This is a genomic window from Oscillibacter sp., assembly GCF_032060045.1.
Lineage (GTDB): Bacteria > Bacillota > Clostridia > Oscillospirales > Oscillospiraceae > Oscillibacter.
Genome location: NZ_DAMBZJ010000024.1, coordinates 39,985 through 46,714, shown reverse-complemented (window position 1 = coordinate 46,714; position 6,730 = coordinate 39,985). Strand labels below are relative to the sequence as shown.

Sequence of the window (6,730 nt, the reverse complement as noted above, 5' to 3'; positions counted from 1 at the left end):
ATTCCCATTGTCTCAATTCTCCTGTCTGATGAGTTTTTATATGGGACGAGACGTGGAAAAAAACGCCCTCCGTCCCATGGGGACAGAGGGCGAATCGCTTCGCGGTACCACCTCTGTTCGCGCCGCCCTTGCGGACAGACGCCTCTTGCCGCGCCCAAGGCGCGACCGCGCTGTAACGGGCGCCGCCCGTGCGCGTCTACTGAGCCAAATTTTGGCCGTTGGGGCGCCGGTTCAGAGGTGTATTCACCCACGCCCGCTCGCCTCTTTACACCAGCCAGAGGCTCTCTTCGCAGCATCGCGCGGGGTACTTCTCCTCATCATCACTGTATCACTGTATACGTTAGACAGTATATCCGTTTTTTCGGTGTTTGTCAAGAAGACGGGTTTACCTGAGATAAAGGCAATTCATTCCTGCGGACAAGCTTAATACCTACCCAGATCGGCAGAGCCGTCCGCGGAGGCGGTTTTGCCAAATGCAAAGTCGTTTCCGGGGAGAATGGCGTTCAGCGCCACGCCGGCGATTGCAGCGATGGCCAAACCCGTCAGCGTCACATGCGCATTCGCCACGACAAAAGTCAGTCCACCGGTACCGTTGAAGCCCAGACCGGAAACCAGGATGACCGCTGCAATCAAAAGGTTGCGGCTGCGGGTGAAATCCACCTGATTTTCCACTATGTTGCGCACGCCCACAGCGGAAATCATGCCATAGAGCACAAAACTCACGCCGCCGATGACTGCCACAGGAATAGAGTTGATGACGGCAGCAAATTTGGGACTAAAGGATAGAATGATGGCATATATGCCCGCCAGCCGTACAACTCTAGGGTCGTAGACCCGGCTGAGCACCAACACTCCGGTATTTTCACCGTAGGTAGTATTGGCGGGTCCGCCGAACATGCTGGCCAAAGCGGTGGCCAGACCGTCGCCCATCAGCGTGCGGTGCAGGCCCGGGTCTTCCAGAAAATTCTCTCCCACCGTGGCCGAGATGGCGGACACATCGCCCACATGTTCCATCATGGCGGCGATGGCGATGGGCGCCATCACCAAAATGGCAGACACGTCAAACTTCGCCAGTACGAAGGGCTGCAAGCCCACAAAGCCCGCCTGGCCCACAGAGGTAAAGTCCACTTGCTTCGTAAGCAGCGCCACCGCGTAGGGTATGACTACGCCCAGCAGAATGGGGATGATTTTCAGCATACCTTTCCCCCAGATGTTGAAGGCGATAATGGTCACAATGGCCAGCAGCGCCAAAGGCCAATTAGTGGAAGCGTTGGTCACGGCGGTGGGGGCCAAAATCAACCCGATCAGGATGATAATCGGTCCTGTGACCACCGGCGGGAAGTAGCGCATTACCTTATAGGGGCCCACCACCTTAAAAAGCAGCGCCAGCACCAGATACAAAAGGCCAGCAACCACCACGCCGCCCAAAGCATAGGGTAGCTTTTCCGCGCCGGTCATGGCGGCATACTTTCCGCCGTCCAGATCCGCCACCGCGGCAAACCCCCCAAGAAACGCGAAGGAGGACCCTAAAAACGCTGGAACCTTGAATTTTGTGCAGGCGTGGAACAGCAGCGTACTAAGTCCTGCAAATAACAGGGTTGTCTGAATGGACAGGGGCAGTCCGTAACCGCTGACGATGATGGGGACCAAAACGGTTGCCCCGAACATGGCAAACATGTGTTGAAGGCCCAGAAGCATCATCTTGGGGATACCAAGGGTCCTTGCGTCCCGGATAGGGGCGGAATTTTTCTCGTTCATGGCAGATCTCCTCTCTATTTTGGGCAAAAAAATACCGGCACAAAGGCCGGTCAAATAGGATCGCAAAAAAAGGTGGCGTTAAGACTCTTCCAAACCATCATAACTCCAGCCTCCTTTCGCACTTATCCGTACGATTATACAAAAACAGGCAGAGAATTGCAAGCGTGGATTTCTCCCGCCTTTTAAAAATTTTCACTTTATATTTGGTAATTATGACGGCAACCAACCCATTCCCCAGCCGACGTCGGCTGGGGTTCATACTTTTTCGCCGAGTTTCAGGCGGTATAACGACGCTCCACGTTCACCACTGCAAAATAATCGCCGTCCAACGCCCGCACGGCAGCGCAGATTTTAGTGCGAACCTCCTCGTCCGTCAGTCGGAATTTGAAGGGCACCGCCGCGTCAAAAATCAGGTTCGTGTGCGTGGGCCCCGTCACCATGCGAAAATCGTGGATGGAGATTTCCTCGTCGATGCAGTTCACCAGCGCTTCCACCCGCCTGCGGGTTTCCTTCGTTACGCCGTCGTCTGTGACAATGGGGTCCATGTGGATAACGGTCTCGCAGCCTAGTGTGTGTTTCAGCTCCCGTTCGATGTTGTCAATCTCGTCGTGAAGAACCAGTACGTCCTCGTTGGCCGGGACCTCTGCATGGAGCGAAATCATGCACCGGCCAGGGCCGTAATCATGAACAATCAAATCGTGTATGCCCAAAATTCCTGAGTGGTTCGTCACAATCTTTCGGATGTTCTCCACAAAATCGGCAGAGGGTGGCTGGCCCAGAAGAGGGTCCAGCGTGTCCCGTGCCGAGGAAAGCCCTGACCAGATGATGAACAGCGCCACCAGAATCCCGCACCAACCGTCAATATTTGCATCGGTAAAGCGGCCCGCCAGCGTCGCCAGCAACACCACGGCGGTGGCTGCGCTGTCGCTGAGACTGTCTATGGCTGCGGCGTGCATGGCGGTGGAGCCGATGCGCTCCCCCACTGTCCGGTTATAGCAGTACATATAAAGCTTTACGAAAATGGCCGCCACCAGAATGGCAGCGCTGGGCCACGAGAATTCCACGGGCGCGGGATGCAGAATTTTTTCCAGAGAGGTTCTGGCCAACTCAAAGCCCATCAGAATGATGAGCATGGACACCAGTAAACCGGATATATATTCGATTCGCCCGTGACCGAAGGGGTGCTCGGAGTCCGGCCGATGCCCGCCCAGGCGAAAGCCCGTCAGCGTGATGACGGAGGAACCTGCATCGGAGAGATTGTTAAACGCATCGGCGGTAACGGCGATGGACCCGGAGACGGAGCCTGCGAAAAACTTCCCCGCAAACAGCAGAATGTTTAAACAGATCCCCACAGCCCCACAAAGAACGCCATAGGCCGTCCGCACCGACGGCACGTCGATGTGGTCTCGATCCCTGATAAAGATTTTTGCAAGAAGTCGTATCATACCGTCAACTCCTTTTCCCTCCCGCCAGAGCGCTGCCATCCCGCCGATGTCCGGAAAAATGACCGCAGTCCCGCATTCTCTGCTCGTTTTAAAGCTGCCCTACTAACACCCATGAATCGGCGGGTGCAGCAGCGCATACCGCTCCGCACCGTTTTGCCGCTTATAGGTTCTTCTTTTCATGTTGGAGACTGGAAACGTCCCGCAGTTTCTTACGCCCCGCCGGGAATTGTCAGCCGCAGATGACAGCACAAATCGTCCAGATCGTCCTCTGTGGCAGCGGGAATCCGCAGCTTCGCGCCACAATCCTTGCAGCTCAAATCAACGGCGGAGCGACGGATGTCCATGGCGTATTCATGGCTTCCGCATCCGCAGGTAATTCCGTTTTCCCGGGCGGCAATTTCTTTTAATTCGGACAGAACCTCATACATTATCACGCTGTCCAAAAACGGCTCGCCGCCGTTCTCCAGATTTCGTTTTTCTTTTTCCGCCAGAACTTCCAGCGTCCGCAGATGCTTCTCCACGCTTCCCTCGTCCCCCACGTAGCAACAAAACTCCTGCGATTTGGCGCAGCCGAAGGCCACGCCGCCTTCCCGGGTCAATTCCTCCGGGGCGCACCGGGCGGTATGCGTCTCGCCGCACAGTCCACATGGGACGAAAAGCTTGCACCGCTGCCCGTCAAATTCCGTCCGCAGGGCCGAGCCGCCGCAGCCGCATTCCACCTCCACACCGGAGGCCTCCAGCGCGAACAGAGACCGGGCCGCCATCACGGGCTTTCCACAGGAGGGACAGAGATAGCCAAAAGTCCTCATTTCATTTTCCATGAATCCACCTCAAATATTCGTTTCCGACAAGGATCAATTGTTAAATTGGCAGTATACCACAATCCGGTCAAATTTTCCAGTGGTTTTTGCCGGATTGCATCACAGGCTCACCGTTTCGCCGGAGGCCAGAAAATAGAGCGCTTTGCGAACCACCTTTTTCTCCAAGACCCGCTCCAGCGCCGCAGCGTAGGCCGCAAGTTGCGGCCGGTAGTGTTCGGCCCGGCGAAGAGCCGTTTCCCCGAACACACGGTCTGTTTTGAAGTCCACCACGGTGAGCCCCTCCTCCGTCTCAAAGCAACAGTCCACCACGCCCTGAAGAAGCACCTGATCGTCCCCCGCGTCCTCGTCCAGTTCCGTTGCCGGAATGAGAACGGTGAATGCATATTCCCGCAAAACGTTCTTTCCCCGGCGAATCTCCTCTCCCAGAGGGGAGGAAAGCAGTGCTTTTAGCTGCATAATGTCTACGCTGTCCGCCTGCTCTCCTGTCAAAAGACGCTTTTCCCGCAAATTCTCCATCTGCCCCGCCACGTCCGGGTTGAAAAAATCCAGATATTGAAGGGCCAGATGCGCCGCCGTGCCCCGCTCCGTGGAAGTAAGCCCTCCGCCGGTTTGTCGAAACCGGGGCTGATCTAATGGCCGCAACATCGTTGGGCGGGGTGCGTTTTTCAACGCTTCCTCGTCCTTCTCCCGTCCTTTGAGCTGGGTGGCCGTCCGCTTGGCCGGGAATCGGGTGGCGGCTTCGTAGGGATAGACCATCTCCAAAAGACTCAAATCTGCCTCATTCTGTGCCCCGTCTTCTTCGTGCTCTTCGTTTGTTGCCAAAACCTCTTGAAAATCTTCACTGTCATGGATAAATACTTGCCAGGCATTCTCATCCCCGGCATAAAAATTCGCTGGTTCCACGCCCGCAAGGTCCCGCAGTGGCTTTGCCTCGGGACGGCACAGCAACGGAAGCAACAGCCACTCACCATAGCTTCGGCATCCCGCCGCCGTCTCCGGCGGAACAGGGCATGCGGCAAGGCTTGCCAATTGCTTCAACTTACTTTCGGTGTGAAAAAGACTGTGCAGCAAAATCAGCTTTTCCTTGGGCCGGGTCATAGCCACGTACAAAATGCGCTGCTCCTCCGACTGGTTTTCCCGGCGGAGCTTTTCCTCCAAGGCCCGGCGGGCCATGGTTGGGTAGTAAATACGGCGGTCCAAATCCACACGCCGGGGGCCAAGGCCCAACTCGGGATGCACCAGCACCGGAGTGTCAAAGTCCATCCGGGAGAAAGCTCGGTCTAAATCGCATAGCAGAACGATCGGAAATTCCAACCCCTTGGATTTGTGGACGCTCATCAGCCGTACGCCTCCTGCTTCGGATTTCCCCCGGGTTGCGGGGGCGCGGTCACTCTCGATGAGCTTTTGAAGCTGCTCTAAAAACAGGAACAGGCCCCGGCAGCCGTTGGCTTCGAAATTCTCCGCGTGCTCTGTCAGCGCAATCAGGTTTTCCTTCCGCTCCTCGCCCCGGTCCATGGCACCAAACACGCCCAGCACGTTCAGCTCGTTGTAAATCCGCCATAGCAGGCGCTCTACGCTCATATCTCGGGCCAGCAGACGCAGGCGGTCCAGCATCTCAAGAAAGGAACGACAGTCCTCTCCTCCGTCCCGGCACACCGCGTCGTAATAATCCCCGTCCGCCGTACCTGCCCGCACCCGGGCCAACCGGTCCGGTGTAAACCCGAACAGGGGCGAACGGAGCACTGCAATCAGCGGCACGTCCTGCCGGGGATTGTCGATGACCTGAAGGAGGCTTAACGCGGTGGCCACTTCCATGGAGGAAAAGTAGTCTCCCTGCTCCTGAAAGGAACAGGGGACGCCCCGCTCCGCCAGCGCTGCTGAAAATGCCAGTCCCCGGCTTCCCGGCGAGCGCATAAGAATCACGATATCCTCCGCCCGGCAGGGCCGCAAAATGCCGTCCTCGCCGGTGACGGGATACCCTTCGTCCAACAGTTCTCGAATTCGCTTTGCTGCAAGGCGGGCCTCCGCCATGCCCTTTTTCACCGGGCGCTCCAACTCCGCCGACCGCTGATGGGCGCAAATCAAGTGGTATTCCGGGGCACAGTCGTCCCGCTCCGGATAATATTCCGCGCCAAAATACAGTTTTTCGTCCGCACCGTATTCCATCTCCCCCAGCTCCGGAGACATGATGTTCTCAAAAACAAAATTGGTGGCATCCAAAATTTCCGAGCGGGAGCGGAAGTTTTGCGACAAAAGGATTTTCCGTTCCTCTCCCTCCTGTGCATTGGTGTGGTGCTTGAAGGCCGCGTATTTGCGCAAAAAAATGGTGGGGTCCGCCAGCCGGAACCGGTAGATGGACTGCTTCACATCCCCCACAGTGAAAAGATTCTGTCCATTGCGAGACACTGCCTGAAAAATGTGGTTTTGAACCTCGTTGGTGTCCTGATACTCGTCTACCAGTATCTCCATATAACGGGCAGAAATCTGTTCTCCCAGCTCCGTGGGCGTCCCATCCTCCCCCGTTAAAAGCTCCAGCGCCAGATGCTCCTGATCGGAAAAGTCCGCCTGATTCAGACGCAGCTTTTCCTGCCGGTAACGCCGGGAAAATGTCTCCGTCAGCTCCAGCAGCGCCGCCATGGCGGGAGCCACGGCGGTCAAATCCTCCATAGCCTCCTGCCCCGTGACGTTCAGTTCGGCCCGCAGCTT

General features: G+C 56.7%; 4 protein-coding genes and 1 other annotated feature. All 4 genes read right to left on the bottom strand.

All coding sequences use genetic code 11. The features are described from left to right. Nucleotides 1-82 precede the first annotated feature (82 nt). Nucleotides 83-330: a binding site (T-box leader), on the bottom strand. Between the two features lie 93 nt (nucleotides 331-423). Further along, nucleotides 424-1,758, bottom strand: a complete 1,335-nt coding sequence (locus RT018_RS10785) for a uracil-xanthine permease family protein (protein WP_312941793.1) — start codon at nucleotides 1,756-1,758, stop codon at nucleotides 424-426. A gap of 275 nt (nucleotides 1,759-2,033) precedes the next feature. Then, nucleotides 2,034-3,203 (bottom strand): cation diffusion facilitator family transporter, encoded by a 1,170-nt coding sequence (locus RT018_RS10780; RefSeq protein WP_312941790.1) that lies wholly within the window; start codon nucleotides 3,201-3,203, stop codon nucleotides 2,034-2,036. Nucleotides 3,204-3,412: 209 nt separating this feature from the next. After that, nucleotides 3,413-4,024, bottom strand: a complete 612-nt coding sequence (locus tag RT018_RS10775) for a hypothetical protein (protein WP_312941788.1) — start codon at nucleotides 4,022-4,024, stop codon at nucleotides 3,413-3,415. Between the two features lie 99 nt (nucleotides 4,025-4,123). Further along, the coding region (locus RT018_RS10770; RefSeq protein ID WP_312941785.1) for a UvrD-helicase domain-containing protein at nucleotides 4,124-6,730 on the bottom strand (2,607 nt) is incomplete at its 5' end.